The 13,143-nt window shown below is 36.1% G+C and carries 14 protein-coding genes and 1 pseudogene; 10 read left to right on the top strand and 5 right to left on the bottom strand.

From position 1 onward, the window contains the following. Nucleotides 1–79 precede the first annotated feature (79 nt). From HHL20_RS13955 to sufD, 6 genes and pseudogenes are all read left to right on the top strand, one after another. The gene (locus HHL20_RS13955) at nt 80–409 is read left to right on the top strand and encodes a HesB/IscA family protein (RefSeq protein WP_169231783.1); all 330 of its coding nucleotides are present in this window, start codon (nt 80–82) and stop codon (nt 407–409) included. A 33-nt stretch (nt 410–442) separates the two neighbouring features. Next, nucleotides 443–840: pseudogene (locus HHL20_RS13950) on the top strand (four helix bundle protein). Between the two features lie 59 nt (nt 841–899). Then, nucleotides 900–2,348 carry a Fe-S cluster assembly protein SufB gene (gene sufB / locus HHL20_RS13945; RefSeq protein ID WP_169231782.1) on the top strand — a complete coding sequence of 483 codons (1,449 nt, stop codon included), beginning with the start codon at nt 900–902 and terminating at the stop codon, nt 2,346–2,348. A 103-nt stretch (nt 2,349–2,451) separates the two neighbouring features. Continuing rightward, a complete protein-coding gene (locus HHL20_RS13940; RefSeq protein WP_169231781.1) occupies nt 2,452–2,856 on the top strand; it encodes a GxxExxY protein in 405 nt (134 codons plus the stop codon). Nucleotides 2,857–3,087: 231 nt separating this feature from the next. Next, entirely contained in the window at nt 3,088–3,831 is a 744-nt protein-coding gene (gene sufC / locus HHL20_RS13935) for a Fe-S cluster assembly ATPase SufC (protein ID WP_169231780.1), read from the top strand. 93 nt (nt 3,832–3,924) lie between these two features. Next, entirely contained in the window at nt 3,925–5,232 is a 1,308-nt protein-coding gene (gene sufD, locus HHL20_RS13930) for a Fe-S cluster assembly protein SufD (RefSeq protein ID WP_169231983.1), read from the top strand. Between the two features lie 127 nt (nt 5,233–5,359). On the opposite strand, the gene HHL20_RS13925 is transcribed toward sufD, so the two are convergent. After that, a complete protein-coding gene (locus tag HHL20_RS13925; protein WP_169231779.1) occupies nt 5,360–6,286 on the bottom strand; it encodes a DUF3078 domain-containing protein in 927 nt (308 codons plus the stop codon). 258 nt (nt 6,287–6,544) lie between these two features. On the opposite strand from HHL20_RS13925, the gene HHL20_RS13920 reads away from it, so the two are divergent. The 4 genes from HHL20_RS13920 (at nt 6,545) to HHL20_RS13905 (ending at nt 10,603) form a co-directional block, all read left to right on the top strand. After that, the gene (locus HHL20_RS13920) at nt 6,545–7,315 is read left to right on the top strand and encodes a rhomboid family intramembrane serine protease (protein WP_169231778.1); all 771 of its coding nucleotides are present in this window, start codon (nt 6,545–6,547) and stop codon (nt 7,313–7,315) included. Nucleotides 7,316–7,386: 71 nt separating this feature from the next. Then, the gene (gene dprA / locus HHL20_RS13915; RefSeq protein ID WP_169231777.1) at nt 7,387–8,496 is read left to right on the top strand and encodes a DNA-processing protein DprA; all 1,110 of its coding nucleotides are present in this window, start codon (nt 7,387–7,389) and stop codon (nt 8,494–8,496) included. 190 nt (nt 8,497–8,686) lie between these two features. Then, complete coding sequence (gene gdhA, locus HHL20_RS13910) at nt 8,687–10,045, top strand: NADP-specific glutamate dehydrogenase (RefSeq protein ID WP_169231776.1); 1,359 nt, start codon at nt 8,687–8,689, stop codon at nt 10,043–10,045. 192 nt (nt 10,046–10,237) lie between these two features. Further along, the gene (locus HHL20_RS13905; RefSeq protein ID WP_169231775.1) at nt 10,238–10,603 is read left to right on the top strand and encodes an iron chaperone; all 366 of its coding nucleotides are present in this window, start codon (nt 10,238–10,240) and stop codon (nt 10,601–10,603) included. A 29-nt stretch (nt 10,604–10,632) separates the two neighbouring features. Here HHL20_RS13905 and HHL20_RS13900 read toward each other — a convergent pair whose 3' ends face one another. The 4 genes from HHL20_RS13900 to HHL20_RS13885 all read right to left on the bottom strand — a co-directional run bounded on the left by HHL20_RS13900 (nt 10,633) and on the right by HHL20_RS13885 (nt 13,016). Next, entirely contained in the window at nt 10,633–10,902 is a 270-nt protein-coding gene (locus HHL20_RS13900; protein ID WP_169231774.1) for a hypothetical protein, read from the bottom strand. A gap of 181 nt (nt 10,903–11,083) precedes the next feature. Then, nucleotides 11,084–11,431, bottom strand: a complete 348-nt coding sequence (locus tag HHL20_RS13895) for a hypothetical protein (RefSeq protein ID WP_169231773.1) — start codon at nt 11,429–11,431, stop codon at nt 11,084–11,086. A gap of 125 nt (nt 11,432–11,556) precedes the next feature. Further along, nucleotides 11,557–12,045 (bottom strand): YkgJ family cysteine cluster protein, encoded by a 489-nt coding sequence (locus tag HHL20_RS13890; RefSeq protein WP_169231772.1) that lies wholly within the window; start codon nt 12,043–12,045, stop codon nt 11,557–11,559. Then, nucleotides 12,045–13,016 carry an ion channel gene (locus HHL20_RS13885; protein WP_169231771.1) on the bottom strand — a complete coding sequence of 324 codons (972 nt, stop codon included), beginning with the start codon at nt 13,014–13,016 and terminating at the stop codon, nt 12,045–12,047. Before HHL20_RS13885 ends, HHL20_RS13890 begins: the two co-directional genes overlap by 1 nt. Nucleotides 13,017–13,143: the final 127 nt, after the last annotated feature.

Below are 13,143 nucleotides of genomic sequence, written 5' to 3'. Positions count from 1 at the left end.
GATAAAATAAAATCGCTAATTTTTATATACTAATTATTGTTCGTATTTTTGCATTATTAAATCATTCTAAATAAATACAATGATAAAAGTATCAGATCAAGCAAAGGCAAAAGCCGTCCAGCTGATGACAGAGGAAGGCTTTAACCCTGTTGAAGACTATATAAGAGTGGGGGTGAAAAGCGGAGGATGTTCTGGTTTAGAATATGTTTTGAGATTTGACAACCAAAAAACAGACACTGATCAAATTTTTGAGGACAATAACATTAAAATTGTTGTCGACAAAAAGTCTATCTTATACCTCGCAGGAACAACTCTTGAATATTCAGGAGGTTTAAACGGAAAAGGATTTGTTTTTAACAATCCTAATGCATCCAGAACATGCGGATGCGGAGAAAGTTTTTCTCTTTAAAATTCAATATTTAAGATTTAAAATTCAATATTATTGGCAACGTATAAGAGTTTTGAAGATTTAGAAATATGGCAGCTTGCAAGAGAGCTTTCTGCCGATATTTATGAAATTATTGAAAATTCTGAACTTAAAAATAATTTTCGGCTGGCAAATCAAATTGACGGATCTTCAGGTTCAATAATGGATAACATTGCTGAAGGCTTCGAGAGAAATGGAAACGGAGAATTTATACAGTTCTTGTATATTTCCAAAGCTTCTTGCGGCGAAACAAGATCTCAGCTATATAGGATTTTGGATAGAAACTTTATTTCAAAAGAAAAATTTGAGGTTTTAAAATAAAAACAACAGATTTAAGTAAGAAAATAGGAGGCTTTATATTTTATTTAGAAAATAGTGATCTAAAAGGCTCCAAATACAAAAACAGAAAATAAAAGTAATTCGGAGATACAAAATTTTGAATTTCGAATTTTGAATTTTTTGAATATAAATTATGAATAAATATACTGAAGACGATTTACGCGTCGATTTAGAAAATAAAAAATACGAATTCGGCTGGGAAACGAAAATCGATTACGAAGATTTCCCTACCGGGTTAAATGAAGACATCATCCGTGCGATTTCTGCTAAAAAAGAAGAGCCGGAATGGATGACGGAGTGGCGTTTGGAGTCTTTCAGAATCTGGCTTAAAATGGTCGAGCCGGAATGGGCCAATATTAAATATGAAAAACCGAATTTTCAGGCTATTAAATATTACGCAGCCCCAAAGGTAAAACCCGAACTGGCAAGTCTTGACGAGGTAGATCCCGAATTGATTAAAACTTTTGAAAAATTGGGTATCAACATCGAAGAGCAAAAAAGACTCTCCGGTGTCGCAGTAGATATCGTCATGGATTCTATTTCCGTAAAAACAACTTTCCAGGATACGCTGATGGAAAAAGGAATTATTTTCTGTTCCATTTCAGAAGCGATTAAAAATCACCCGGATCTGGTAAGAAAATATCTTGGAAAAGTAGTTCCGAGAGGGGATAACTTCTATGCAGCTTTAAATTCCGCAGTATTTTCTGACGGAAGTTTTTGCTACATCCCGAAAGGAGTAAGATGTCCGATGGAGCTTTCAACCTATTTCCGTATTAACCAGGCGGGAACAGGTCAGTTTGAAAGAACGCTTGTTATTGCTGACGAAGGAAGTTATGTTTCTTATCTGGAAGGATGTACCGCTCCTTCAAGAGATGAAAACCAGCTTCACGCGGCCGTTGTTGAGCTTATCGCATTAGACAATGCCGAAATAAAATATTCTACCGTACAAAATTGGTATCCGGGAAATGAAGAAGGAAAAGGAGGAGTTTTCAATTTCGTAACGAAAAGAGGGCTTTGCGAAAGAAATGCAAAAATCTCATGGACACAGGTGGAAACAGGTTCTGCCGTAACATGGAAATATCCTTCATGTATTCTGAAAGGAGACGGATCAATCGGTGAGTTCTATTCTATTGCAGTAACCAACAATCACCAGTATGCAGATACCGGTACAAAAATGATCCACATCGGTAAGAATACAAGGTCTACGATTATTTCGAAAGGTATTTCTGCAGGGAAATCCCAGAATTCGTACAGAGGTCTGGTAAAAGTAATGCCTTCCGCAAAAGGAGCAAGAAATTTTTCCCAATGTGACTCTCTGTTGATGGGTAATGAATGTGGAGCACATACGTTCCCTTATATTGAAATCAAAGATCCTTCTGCACAGCTGGAGCACGAAGCTACGACTTCAAAAATCGGGGAAGACCAAATTTTCTACTGTAACCAAAGAGGAATTGACACAGAAAGAGCCATTGCTTTGATTGTGAATGGTTTCAGCAAAGAAGTTTTAAATAAACTGCCGATGGAATTTGCCATTGAAGCCCAGAAATTACTGGAGATTTCTTTAGAAGGCTCTGTAGGATAGTATTATTTTTTAAACATTAAGAAATTAAGTTTTTTTATTATCTTAAATACTTAATGTCTAATATTAAGGAATTGATAAATCAATTCTTTTAAAGAAAATTAATATGACAAAAACACAAATAACACAACTTTCTTATGACATTGTTGGATGCGCCATCAAAGTTCATAAGGAATTAGGCCCGGGCTTATTGGAAAGTGTTTATGAAATGTGTTTGGCATATGAATTAAGAGAAAAAGGATTTTTGGTTGATCAACAAATTAGCACCAAAATCAGTTATGGCAAAATTGAAATTGAAACTCCGCTAAAAGTTGATTTACTTGTAAATAATACAATTGTTATAGAAATCAAAACTGTTGAAAGTTTATTGCCCGTACATCAGGCTCAGTTGATGACTTATATGAAAATATTGAAAAAGCCTCAAGGCATTTTAATTAATTTTTATACGGACAATATTACAAAGTCAATGATTCCTTTAATAAATGAGTATTTTTCAAAACTCCCGGAATAACATTTATTCAAATTAAGTTAAATTTACAGCAATAGCTTAATCAACTTAATCCAAAATCAATTTTATTGATTTGCTTAAAAAAAATGATGCATTAAGACTTTAAACTTAAATTCTTAATGTTTAAAATAAAAAAAAATTGTATTTCATTGATAAGCGTTAGTGCCTTTGTTTATCTTAAAAAGCAAAGGAAGATTGAAAATCTTAGTCTAGCCTTGCGATAAATTTAAACGTATGTTAGAGATAAAAAACTTGCACGCCAAAATTGAAGACGGCGCAGAAATTTTAAAAGGAATTAATCTTGAGATAAAGCCGGGTGAAGTTCACGCCATCATGGGACCGAACGGAGCCGGTAAATCCACCCTTTCTTCCGTAATCGCAGGGAAAGAAGATTATGAAGTTACTGACGGAGAAATTATTTTCGGGGGTGAAAACATCATTGAAGATGCTCCTGAAGAAAGAGCACATAAAGGAATTTTCCTTTCTTTTCAGTATCCTGTAGAAATTCCGGGGGTTTCTGTAACCAATTTCATTAAGGCAGCAATGAATGAAAACAGAAAAGCAAACGGATTGGGAGAAATGCCTGCAAAGGAAATGCTATCTATGATTCGTGAGAAATCTGAAAAATTAGGTATCAAAAAAGATTTCCTTTCAAGATCATTGAATGAAGGTTTTTCTGGAGGTGAAAAGAAAAGAAACGAGATCTTCCAGATGATGATGCTTAACCCAAAATTGGCTATTCTTGATGAAACGGATTCTGGATTAGACATTGATGCTTTGAGAATCGTTGCAGACGGTGTAAATGCTTTCAAAAATGAAGGAAATGCAGTTCTTTTGATTACGCACTATCAGAGATTGCTTAATTATATTCAACCTGACTTCGTTCACGTATTGGCAAATGGGAAAATCATCAAAACTGGTGACAAATCTCTTGCTTTGGAACTGGAAGAAAAAGGGTACGACTGGCTTTTAAATTAATTAAAAGATAAGAATTCAGAGATTCATCTCTTAGTTGAACAACTCAGCCAAACAAAAAAAGAAAAAATGGTGCAAACCACAGATATACCAGTAATGGCATTAAAAGAACAGATTACAGAAAACCATAACGAATTTTTGGAGAGCCTTCGTCACAGATTTATGGACGAAGATCGAAAAGCCGCTCTTCAAAGGTTTGAAAAAGCAGGTTTTCCGACAAAAAAAGACGAAGAATATAAATATACCAGCTTAAAAGAGATAACCGAAAAAGCTTACAACTTTTTTCCCAAAGAAAATCATAATATTACCAAAGAGCAATTGGATAGTCTTCATTTGGGTGAAGAAAATTTCGATTGGATCACTTTTGTAAACGGTAAGCTTCATAAAGAATTATCAAAAGTTTCCATTGAAAATGTTGAGTTTCTTTCATTCAATTATGCATTGAATGACGAAAAGCACAGAGATGTTTTTGAGAAATACTTTAATACAATCGCTGCTGATAAATCTGCTTTTACCAATCTAAACCAGGCTTATTGCAAGTATGGCTTCTTCTTAAAGGTTCCTAAAAATGTAGTAATTGAAAAACCGATTCATATTTTCTACATTTCTCAGAATCAGGAAGAAAATACCTTCTATAATACAAGAAATTTATTAATTGTGGAAGAAGGTGCTAAAGTGGAAATCATTGAAAGTCATCATAATTTTGACAGTACATATGTGCTAACGAATTCGGTAACGGAAATTTTTACCTATCCGAATGCAAAAGCAGACTGGCACAAGCTGCAGAATGATAACGATACTTCGTATCTCATTGACAATACTTTTGCAAGACAGGAAAAAGACAGCTTAACAACCGTAAATACTTTCTCCTTCGGAGGAAAATTGGTAAGAAATAACCTTGATTTTATTCATAACGGATCCAATATCAATTCATTTATGAACGGGATTACCATTATCGGAAAAGATCAGCTGGTAGACCATCACACAGCGGTTCACCACAATTTCCCAAACTGTGAAAGTTATCAGAACTACAAAGGTATTTTTAACGGGAAATCTCACGGGGTATTCAACGGAAAAGTATTTGTAGACAAAATTGCCCAGAAAACCAACGCATATCAGCAGAACAATAATGTATTGCTTAGCGAAGGCGCAATCATTGATACAAAACCCCAACTGGAGATTTTTGCAGATGATGTGAAATGTTCTCACGGATGTACCGTAGGACAGCTGAATGAAGATGCCCTGTTCTACTTAAGAGCACGAGGTATTTCCAAAAAAGAAGCTCAGGCTTTATTGCTGTATGCTTTCGCAAATGATGCGATGCAGAATATAGACATTGAGCCCCTGAAAGAAAAAATTTCTAAGCTTTTGGCCGAGAAACTGGAAGTTGATATAGAATTTTAGTAATATATAATTGATAATAGTAAAGCACTTCATATTGGGAGTGCTTTTTTTTGTTTGTAATTTGGCTAAAGCCCACTTGCCTTTAAAAAAAAGCGGGCTAAAGCCCGCTCCTATCGTTTTAGTTTAATTATTTTTTAATCCACCACTGGCTGTCTTTTCGGTCAGAACGTTTAACACCGTTATCCAGCGTATAAGCAAAGCCTACCCCGAGTGTTTGTTTGAGCTGTGTTTTTTTAATCTGATTATGGTCATACATCAAATCCACCGTAATATTCGACGAGATGAACTTATTAACCTTTAAATTCAATATCATTCCATAGGCGAGAACCAATCTATCAGGATGGTCAAGATAATTGGAGAAAACAGACGCAGTATTGGTAACGTTCACATTCTCCATCAATTTAAATTTATATAAAGCAGTGCCGAGAAAACCGTATTGCAGTAAAGTATTATCCCCATCAGCTTTCAATCCGTATGTACCTTCGGTCTGAAGATCCTCATCAAGAACGAAGGTCCACCTGGCATTCGATGGCCTTAAAGTAACATTCAGATTATCATTGGGCCGGTAAGTGATCCCCATCCCGACATTCAGATAACCGGGAGCCATAAAATTAGAAATTTTCTTGGCTTCAGGATTATTTCCATCCTCATAACCTGTAGAAAACTGGGATTGTAAGCCTGCGCCCACAGAAAGGTACCAGCTTTTGGAGACTTTTCGTCCGTAATTGGTCGAAACATTGATCACATCCTGGGTTTTTCTTACTCCAATACCCTGGGTATCATTTTGCCCGTAATTTAAAAGAATAATATTTTCCCAAAGATCTTTATCATTTTCATACCTGATATTATAGTCGGCTCCCAAAAGCCAGCCTACATTATTGGCACCGCCGCCCACCCAATTGGAAAAGGCTGCCTGATTAATCATTAAAGACTGCTTGCCTACAACAGACCAGTGTTTGATGGTATCTACTTTAACAGAAGCAGTGTCAAGAATTACCTGCGCATTGATAAAAATTCCTGCAGAAAAGGAAAGAATTAATAAAAACTTCTTCATGAGTTCAGGGTTTCATTATACAAAATTCCAAACAAAAATATTAAATATAAATTTGATGAACTCTCAATACAACGTTAAATCTCAGCATTTTCATCTCTAAATGTAAACAGCGACAAGATTTAATGACAGATAAGATCCTTAAAAAAAGAGATTATTTTTAAAAAATTACTTTTTGTCTGAAATAAAAAATAAAGATTCTTATTCATCGCCAAATTTTCCGAAATTTATCATTGGCTTTTCATTTGACATATATCCTGCATGCTAAAAAACAAAGTAATTTCTAAAAAAGCTATTGTAAATCCATTGCTGATGCTTTCAGCCATGTGGTTAGGATATTTTCTTCAGCTTCACGGCTTTTTTGAAAGTTGCTTTGGAGCGATTATCCCATTATTACCTGAAGGTCTGTTGGGAATTATCACTTCTCCTCTATTGCATGGCAATCTGGATCATATTGTAGGCAACTCCATTCCTATTGCGATCCTGATGTTTCTTCTGTATCAGTTTTATCCTCTGGTGGCCAACAAAGTATTTATCCTGGGATGGCTTGCTACTGGCCTTCTGGTGTGGCTGCTGCCGCCAATCGATATTATGACCGGAGATTATCTTTATACCTGTACTATCGGAGCAAGCGGTGTCGTATATGTTCTTGCCTTTTTCCTGTTTTTTAGCGGTATTTTTAAATGGAATGTAAAACTGCTTACCATCTCATTACTTGTTGTACTGTATTATGGAAGTCTTGTATGGGGCATGCTGCCGGAGGAGTTGTTCTATAACCTTCAGGAACCAAGCAAAATTGCATGGCAGGCACATATTGCAGGTGCTGTAGTAGGAGTAATCCTCGCTTTTATGTTTAAGAAAGTAGGCGAAAAAAAGAAAAGATATATCTGGGAGTTTCCTAACTATTACAGTGAAAAAGATGATAAATTATGGCAGGAATATAAAGAAAACCATCCTGAAGATTTCCTGGAGCTTCCTTATAAAAAGAAGGATGACATCTGGAAACATCTGGATGAACTGAGAAGAAAATAAGTTTGAATAAGATATAAGATGTCTTACTGAAAATTAACGCCAAATTCAATACATTTGCCAAAACAACACAAATGTATTCTGAAGAACATCTCTATTCTATCGCGCTCCGCGAATGCAGTTTAATCGGTGATATCAATTTTTACAAGCTTGTGCGTGCTTTCGGAAATGCCAAAAATGCATGGCTTCATACAAGGAAAGAATACAAAAAAATTGACGGCTTAGGATATAAAATGGTAGCTGACATCGGAAACCCTGTGCATCTGAAATTTGCTGAAGCTGAACTGAAATTCTGCGAAAAGAATAAGATCAAAATTAACCTCAGACACCTTGGTGACCTTCCGTCCTTGCTCAACGAATGTAACGATGCTCCCGCAATTCTTTACCAAAAAGGCGTTTTTGATGACCAAAAGCAGCGGTTAAGCATTGTCGGAACAAGAAATATGACATCTTACGGACAACAGTTTCTCCATGATTTTTTTGAAGAAACCCATTCCTGCAATTATATTTCTGTGAGCGGACTGGCTTTGGGTGTCGATAAGGAGGTCCATGAACAGTCCCTTCAGAAAGGAATTCAGACAGCAGCAGTTCTTGCGCACGGCTTTCATATCATTTACCCTTCAAAAAATCGAAAACTTTCCGAAAAAATACTGGAAGAAGACGGTGCGTTATTTACGGAATTTAATTCTTCCCGCAAACCCGACCGCGAGAATTTTATTCAGAGAAACAGAATTGTAGCGGGCATGTCCCCCGCAACCATTGTTGTAGAAACCGCTTTTGGCGGAGGATCGGTAAGCACGGCAACCTTTGCCAATCAGTACAATCGCGAGGTTTTTGCATTGCCCGGAAAGATCACCGATAAACAGAGTCAGGGCTGCAATCATCTCATTTTTCAAAATAAAGCTGCGCCTATTTCTACGATTAAAGACCTGATTGATTATTTAGGACTTAAAAAGCCTAAAGTAAAAATGGATGAGCTGTTTTCTAGAAGTGAAATCAATATTCAATTAACTGAAAACCAGCAATTCATATTCAATTTTATATCAGATAATCCACAGATTTCGTTAGATGATCTTATAGAGAAAACAGGACTCGCCTCTCATAAAATTTTACCCGTAATTCTGGATTTGGAGCTTTTGGGGAAAGTAAAATCACTTTCAGGGAGACAATTTGTAGCAATATGAGATTTAACCATTTCTTAATATTGCATTATTTTAAAGATAACATTTAATTTTTAATAAAATTAACGTATAAATTATCAACTTAATAATATTAAGTGTTTATATTATTAAACTTTCAACAATCATTCATTAAGGTGTTGTGAATCTTGAAAAAAAAATTAAATTTGTTGGCAATAATATTCAACCCTAATATATGGAACAATATAATATTGACCAGAAAATCCAAGAGTTTATAGCAAAAATTGAGGCCAAAAACCCTAATGAGCCAGAATTTTTACAAGCCGTAAAAGAAGTTGCTGTTACAGTAATTCCGTTTATCATGACTAAGAAGGAATATACGGGCATGAAGCTTCTTGAAAGAATGGCGGAAGCTGAAAGAATCATCATCTTCAGAGTTCCGTGGGTTGACGATAAAGGGGAAATCCAGGTAAACAGAGGTTTCAGAATTCAAATGAACTCTGCTATCGGACCATATAAAGGCGGAATCCGTTTTCATCCTACCGTAAATCTTTCGGTTCTTAAATTCTTAGCATTCGAGCAGGTATTCAAAAACTCTCTTACTACCCTTCCGATGGGAGGAGGAAAAGGAGGTTCAGATTTTGATCCGCAAGGAAAATCTGATATGGAGGTAATGCGTTTCTGCCAGGCTTTCATGACAGAATTGTGTAAGCACGTGGGTCCTGAAACTGACGTTCCTGCTGGAGATATCGGGGTAGGCGCAAGAGAAATCGGTTATCTGTTCGGGCAGTATAAAAAAATCAGAAATGAATTTACAGGAGTACTTACCGGTAAAGGTCTTGCTTACGGTGGTTCATTGATTCGTCCTGAAGCTACGGGATACGGCGTGGTATACTTCGCAGAACAGATGCTTAAAACAATCGGACAAACGTTTAAAGATAAAACCGTAACGGTTTCAGGTTTCGGAAACGTAGCCTGGGGTGTGATCAAGAAAGTTTCCGAACTTGGAGGTAAAGTAGTAACAATCTCCGGACCGGATGGATATGTATACGATAAAGACGGAATCGATGGCGAAAAAATCGATTATCTGTTGGAATTAAGATCTTCAGGTAACAACAGAGCTGAAGATTATGCTAAAAAATATCCTTCTGCACAGTTTTTTGCAGGGAAGCGTCCTTGGGAAGTGAAATGTGATGTTGCCATCCCTTCTGCAACCCAAAATGAGCTTGATCTTGAAGATGCAAAACTTCTTGTTGAAAACGGATGTGTATGTGTAACGGAAGCAGCCAACATGCCTTCAACATTGGATGCCATCAATTATTTCCTTGATAATAAGGTATTATTCTCTCCGGGGAAAGCTTCCAACGCAGGAGGGGTAGCAACTTCCGGTTTAGAAATGACGCAAAACTCTATCCGTCTGAACTGGACTTCTGAAGAAGTTGACGCCAGACTGAAAGAGATTATGATCGGAATTCATAAAGCATGCAGAGACTACGGTAAAGAAGAAGACGGCTATGTAAACTACGTGAAAGGGGCAAATATCGCCGGTTTCGTGAAAGTAGCAGAAGCAATGCTAGCACAAGGAGTCGTATAAAATACAAGGTTGGGAAATTTTCCCGACCTTTTTTCATATAACCTGTTCCCGGGATTATAAATGGGATAAAAGTAAAAGTGAAAGGAGAAAGCGTTGATGATTCAGCGCTTTTTTATTTGTAGTATAAGATTAACAAATTCAGAAATGTTTCCTGTTTGATCAGGCATTCTTATAAATTTCTTACATTTAAATATGAAAAACACTTTTGAAAATATAGACGACTACATTTTTTTATTTCCTGAAATAGAAGACACATTAAAAGAATTACGAAAAATCATTCATGCTCAAAATCCTGAAATTGAAGAATATATTGGCTATCAGATGCCTGCTTTCAAATATAAAAATAAGCCTCTGGTTTATTTTGCAGGCTATAAAAAGCATATCGGCTTCTATCCCGGAGCTGAAGGAATTAAGAACTTTGAAGACGAATTTAAAATAAGAAAATACAAATTTTCTAAAGGTGCCGTTCAGTTTCCCTTAAAAGAAGAACTTCCTGCAGAACTGATCAGGAAAATTGTTCAGTTCCGGATGGATGAAATTGAAAATAAAAAATCCTGAAAAATTTCAGGATTTCTTTATTGCATTATCTACTTATTTTTCTTTTTCATTTTTCTATCGCCTGTGGTTGCATCTCTGTTTTTCCAGCTGGCGGTATCGGTTTTAGATTTATCCCAATTGTTATTGGAATTATTGGTGCCGGTGTTATTCATTGTACCGGTGGTTCCGTTATTCATGTCCTTGTTTCTGGTAGTATCTGTTCTCATACTATCAGTTGATGTCTTCTGTGGTGTTGTTTGTGCCGATACTGCGATCGTACCAAACATTGCGAATGCTGTCGCTAAAATTAAATTTTTCATAATATTAATGATTTAAAGTGGTGTGTTATATGATGTACAATAATCGTACAAAGGATACTTTATAAAAATGTTTTAACTTGATTTATAATAAATTAAGACAAATTACATTATAAAGCCGGGAATAAAAATCCTGAAATATAAAATTTCAGGATTCCATTTCTACTTTACTAAATTTAAATACTTACTTCGACTTTTTCTTTTTAGATTTCTTTTCTTCTTTAGTCGCTTCGTCATTAGGTTTGGTAGCATCTGCATTTGGATCTGCAGTTACACTGGCTGAAGCATCAGTTGCAGTGGTTGCTGCTGCCGCATCTGTGGTAGAAGCTGCATTGGTATTCTGAGTTTGGGCTGTTCCGGCGGAGTTTGTGCCCCATTCCGAAGTGGCCTGTGTACCCTGTTGAGGTTGAGTTGTCGTTTGGTTATTAGGATTTTGAGTTTGAGACGGGTTCTGTTGTGTAGTGTCCGTCTGAGCTGATACTGCGATTACTCCGACTAATGTAAACGCTGCTGTTAAAACTAACTTCTTCATAATAATTAATATTTTATTTATTAAATGGTTGTTTAACCTAAACGTCACTTTTTATCCTGATATTATTCTGGAAGTCTTTATTTAACGGACTTTATAATTATTTAAGAATGATTTTGAATTATAGGTTATTTTGCTAAATTTTTCATAATTCGCTCCACAAACTCGTATGCAGCGGGACATATCAGCGTATTTTTCATAGTAAGATTATTAATCTGATAGATCTTTTTCCGGTCTGTATGCGGATATTCTCGGCAGGCTTTAGGTCGTACCTCATAGATAGAACAGGTATTGTCGCTGTTCAAAAAGAAACAAGGAAGGTTCTGAAGCACTTTGTCGTTATCTTCATCAGTGCGAAGGAATTTGGCCTCAAAATCGGCAGGTTTCATTCGCAAATGTTTCGCTATCCTTTCAATATCCTTCTCTGTATAAAGAGGACCTGTAGTTTTGCAGCAATTGGCGCACTGAAGACAGTCTATCTTTTCGAAAACTTCATCATTGGTTTCCTGAACCACATAATCAAGATTTTTAGGCGGCTTCTTTTTGATACCGTCTAGGAATTTTTTATGTTCTTTCTGCTTTTGTAAAGCCTGTTTTTTATAGAGATCTAAATTCATTATTCATTTTCCTCCTGAAATATCGGGAGATCCGCTTGTTGATAATGGTTCATTTTATCCAGATTCAGCACGGTAGACTGGTTATCTTTATCCGGATAATACATCGGGATAAATTTGGCCCCGTATATAATTTCATCGGAAACATAAGAGGTACGCTGTACAACCGTATTGGAAAATACTTCATCAAATGCCCGAACATGAACAATGATTTCAATATGCGTGTTTTTAAAATCTTCATCAGAAAAACCGAAAAACGGAGAATCTTCATCAATCTGATGAACAATGGTCCAGTTCAGAGCCAGCGTATTAATCTTACTGAGCTGAGTCTTCAGGGTATAAAAATTGCTTTTCGGAACACTGTTTTCAATGACTTCGATGGCTGCTGATACAATAACATCAGCATCCGTTAAAGAATTATTTTTATAAGGGGCAAGCCTGAACATCAGCGCCGTTTTATTCTTGAAAGGGGCAATCAATGCTATATCCGAAAATTTAAGGTATGCTCTTGGCCTGGAAAACCTTCCGTAGAAAAGTCCTGTTGCAATGGCAAAAGTAAGCAATCCCAGGAATGCTTCAAATGTAGCCACCAGACTTGCCATAAAACCTACTGGTGCAATTCTTCCATATCCTACCGTGGTAAAGGTTTGGGAGCTGAAGAAAAAAACGTCAATAAATTCACTTACCGGATCGCTTTTGTCAATCCCGGTAAGGTGCTCGACTCCGATAAGATAATAGATCAAAGCGAAAAACAAATTTACCAGAATATACGCAATAACAAGATAAGAAAGAAAATTAAACGTCGACAGCTCAAGCATGGTATGATACCAGCTGAATCGATTGAAAACATTTACTCCTTTCCTGTTAACATTCGGAAGTCCGTTCTTATTGATAAATCTTCCGGACGCATTGTCACCGAAACCGCTGTTATCGGTATTCTTCTGGCGAATTTTTTGCCTGAATTCTTTTGCCATTTTACAATCATTTTGTTTTTAATTTATCCTATCTGAAGCATACAAACTGCTTTCAATTTGAATAAAAATAACATGCAAAGATAGAATATTGTTTTCATGAAATTTATCAACTCCAAATATTAAATTT

Source organism: Chryseobacterium cheonjiense (genome assembly GCF_012927265.1).
Lineage (GTDB): Bacteria > Bacteroidota > Bacteroidia > Flavobacteriales > Weeksellaceae > Chryseobacterium > Chryseobacterium cheonjiense.
The sequence above is the reverse complement of the archived record's forward strand: the minus strand, read 5'-3'. Positions and strand labels throughout refer to the sequence as shown.

Coding starts and splice junctions, on each gene's coding strand:
- dprA (WP_169231777.1), top strand. CDS start 7,387: ATGTATTCTGAAGAACATCTCTATTCTATCGCGCTCCGCGAATGCAGT.
- HHL20_RS13890 (WP_169231772.1), bottom strand. CDS start 12,045: ATGAATTTAGATCTCTATAAAAAACAGGCTTTACAAAAGCAGAAAGAA.
- HHL20_RS13920 (WP_169231778.1), top strand. CDS start 6,545: ATGCTAAAAAACAAAGTAATTTCTAAAAAAGCTATTGTAAATCCATTG.
- sufD (WP_169231983.1), top strand. CDS start 3,925: ATGGCATTAAAAGAACAGATTACAGAAAACCATAACGAATTTTTGGAG.
- HHL20_RS13905 (WP_169231775.1), top strand. CDS start 10,238: ATGAAAAACACTTTTGAAAATATAGACGACTACATTTTTTTATTTCCT.
- sufC (WP_169231780.1), top strand. CDS start 3,088: ATGTTAGAGATAAAAAACTTGCACGCCAAAATTGAAGACGGCGCAGAA.
- gdhA (WP_169231776.1), top strand. CDS start 8,687: ATGGAACAATATAATATTGACCAGAAAATCCAAGAGTTTATAGCAAAA.
- HHL20_RS13900 (WP_169231774.1), bottom strand. CDS start 10,902: ATGAAAAATTTAATTTTAGCGACAGCATTCGCAATGTTTGGTACGATC.
- HHL20_RS13925 (WP_169231779.1), bottom strand. CDS start 6,286: ATGAAGAAGTTTTTATTAATTCTTTCCTTTTCTGCAGGAATTTTTATC.
- HHL20_RS13955 (WP_169231783.1), top strand. CDS start 80: ATGATAAAAGTATCAGATCAAGCAAAGGCAAAAGCCGTCCAGCTGATG.
- HHL20_RS13895 (WP_169231773.1), bottom strand. CDS start 11,431: ATGAAGAAGTTAGTTTTAACAGCAGCGTTTACATTAGTCGGAGTAATC.
- sufB (WP_169231782.1), top strand. CDS start 900: ATGAATAAATATACTGAAGACGATTTACGCGTCGATTTAGAAAATAAA.
- HHL20_RS13940 (WP_169231781.1), top strand. CDS start 2,452: ATGACAAAAACACAAATAACACAACTTTCTTATGACATTGTTGGATGC.
- HHL20_RS13885 (WP_169231771.1), bottom strand. CDS start 13,016: ATGGCAAAAGAATTCAGGCAAAAAATTCGCCAGAAGAATACCGATAAC.